Annotated in this window: 1 protein-coding gene and 1 pseudogene; one reads left to right on the forward strand and one right to left on the reverse strand. The window is 45.6% G+C overall.

What is annotated here, in order from left to right; genetic code table 11:
• Positions 1-1,463 (reverse strand): annotated as a pseudogene (locus J07HQW2_RS12485) (hypothetical protein); the annotation flags it as partial.
• A 456-nt stretch (positions 1,464-1,919) separates the two neighbouring features.
• On the opposite strand from J07HQW2_RS12485, the gene J07HQW2_RS12490 reads away from it, so the two are divergent.
• Positions 1,920-2,531, forward strand: a complete 612-nt coding sequence (locus tag J07HQW2_RS12490; protein WP_021055902.1) for a hypothetical protein — start codon at positions 1,920-1,922, stop codon at positions 2,529-2,531.
• The last annotated feature ends 188 nt before the right edge of the window (positions 2,532-2,719 follow it).

Raw genomic sequence — 2,719 nt, forward strand, 5'->3', positions numbered from 1 at the left:
GTGGCTTGTACCGAATCAAGTATAATATGAACCTCATCCGTTGTCCTCAGTCGCTCTGATGTCATAAGTAGTACTTGTCCAGTTTCTGACCCATCTTGCAAGAGACGAAACGCATCTGTGGCATTCCGTTCATTGACCGAAACAACAAGGTCAGTACCAAGCATGATTGATTCAGCATGACGGGTACTCACAATTGGCGCGTTCACCGGTAGTTCGATTACAGTCTCGATGTCGCTGTCACTCGGAGCCTGACTGATATCATTTGCATAGATTCCGATCGTTACTCCAGTATCAAGGCGCGCACTTGGTGCTTGTGGTGTCTTCGGATTTGCCGTTGCTGAACTCCCACCACTCGAACGACGTGTCGAGCCGCCGTTTATATCAGTGTTATCACTGTCTCCGCTTTCACTGGTCGATGCTGTCGAAGCTGATGTGGGCGTCGGTGTTGACGTGCTGGTTGGTTCTGGTGTCGGGGTGGACGTTGATGTTGGTGTGACCGTAGTAGTTGATGTCGGCAATGCGGTGGGTATCGGAGTAGGCGTAGCGGTTGGTGTCGACGTTGTTGTAGGTGTTACTGTTACAGTGGGTGTTTGCGCAGGGGTCGCAATGGGTGTTGATGTGGGCGTCGGCGTTGCAGTAGGTGTTACCGTTGTAGTGGGTGTTCGTGTAGGGGTCGTAGTGAGTGTTGGTGTTGATGTTACTGTTGCGGTGGGTGTTTGCATAGGGGTCGTAGTGGGTGTCGGCGTTACAGTAGGTGTTACTGTTGCAGTGTGTGTTTGTGCAGGGGTCGCAATGGGTGTTGGCGTTGGAGAGTTTTGTGCACTGAATGAGGCGGTGTCCTCTCGGAACTCTCTTGCCTTCATATCGTAGTATCGAACAGTGATGATTTCACCATCCACAGCGTTGAGTGTTCCTAGTGCGTCTGCCTGGCTAATGTTGATTGTTCCAGTGAATGTTGAATCACCGGTGTGTGAAAGAGTGACTGTCTCTGCATTAAAAATCCTCACAATTCCCTTGCTGTTGGCAGGTTCATCAAAAAACCATGTTACAGTATTATTATTATCATTATATTCTGCTCTATTTACTATATTATCAGAATCCCCAGTATCAGGAGTGTAGCCAAATTCGCCGTCACGTTTACTAATCTGAGTGGTATTTTTTCTTTCCCCGACAACATTTTTGCTGGTATAACTCGCCACTTCAGCAGGGACATCTTCCACAATGAGTTGCTGGTCTTCTGTGTCAGTGAATACGCTGACAAAGTGGTCGGTATCCGTCGACAAATTAGCATCACCAAGCGTGATATGAATCTTATCACTTTCATAATACACATCTCTATCAAGTGTGATACTGCTTTGATCTGATACTGAGGCAGAACTACTGCCGATTACATACCAATTTCCTGCGGCGAGACAGAGGATAATAAACAATACAATCGTACGTCCGTGGTCGTGATTTGACATATATCAGTTCAGTTGTAATTGGATTCCAGCTTCAATGCATGTTCTCGATACATCCGATGCGCCGGTGTAGGTACCGCCGCTGTCTGCGTATCTCGATAGAGCGTAGAATCCTAATCAACAATATATACCTTCCGTTCTAGATCACATATTGAAAAATATGAAATCCCAATTAATGCCAATATAACCCTTGAAACTAACATTATATGTCGATACAGATGTTGGAAAATTAATATACTGTCATACCGGGATCCTGGAATTATCAAAATTGAGTATCTTACCTTGCAACTCGTAATCCAAATCGGGCGACGAAGTGGGGTAAGATGTCCTTTCTCATCTTCACGCGGATAGACTCATAGTCATAGTTCTCAGTTGATGCTGTGAATCCAGACACGATTCTAACACAGGTTCAAACTCAGATCCGGAGATACATATTTGAAAACGGTAGCACTGCCGCGTATGGACTCTGCAGATGATGCACTTGCTGCTTGTTTTGCTGCTGTTGAGCGTGCGGTCAGTGAATCAACAGTAACTGATCCAATCGATCTAGACGGGGTATCACCGAATTATGCTGATAGCGCTGCACATTTCCCATCAGTTTCAGATCCTGACGGTATCAACACTCCTGAGAATACTGAAAATGATGGTGCAAGTTCGGATTTAATTGTTACTGGGGCATCATGCTCCCCCGATACAAATAATGACATATCATTTTCATTATCAGATGAACAGATATTATCATCGACCACGAGTACAAATACAGATGTAGAGATTGTGCACCGAGTCGAGAAGATCGAATCATGCCCCGATTCGATCACTGGCGAGTTAGCAGCTATTCGTGGTCTCATCGAAAGTGTGGGTGCAATCGATGAAGTTGTCGAGCAACGAGCGAATATTGCGCTTGCAAAAGTTGAGGCGATTGAGTTAGGATTTACCGAAGACTCAAAACAAACTCCGACAACAGAATCGGAGACTCCGAAGAGAGAAAACCAACATGTGAATGAGGAGATGCCAAGCAAAGTGGAATCAGCAGTTACATCGAATCAAACGACAACACACGATACGACATAACAGCATTCAAAACCGAAGTCATCCACGTAGGAGAATCAAAAAACTGCTACAAGTGGATCACAGTCTCATCGAAGCCACGATGTGACAACACAACACGCCAGAAAATCATACCGATGACTCAGTGCAACATCATTAGCCGCTCGCCTTCGTGCAGCATCTGAGTGATCCGACTAGTCATTGCAGTCATG

The organism is Haloquadratum walsbyi J07HQW2, assembly GCF_000415985.1.
GTDB classification, from domain to species: domain Archaea; phylum Halobacteriota; class Halobacteria; order Halobacteriales; family Haloferacaceae; genus Haloquadratum; species Haloquadratum walsbyi_B.

Excerpts from the sequence above, each read along its gene's own strand:
- J07HQW2_RS12490 (WP_021055902.1), top strand. The coding sequence starts at position 1,920 with ATGGACTCTGCAGATGATGCACTTGCTGCTTGTTTTGCTGCTGTTGAG.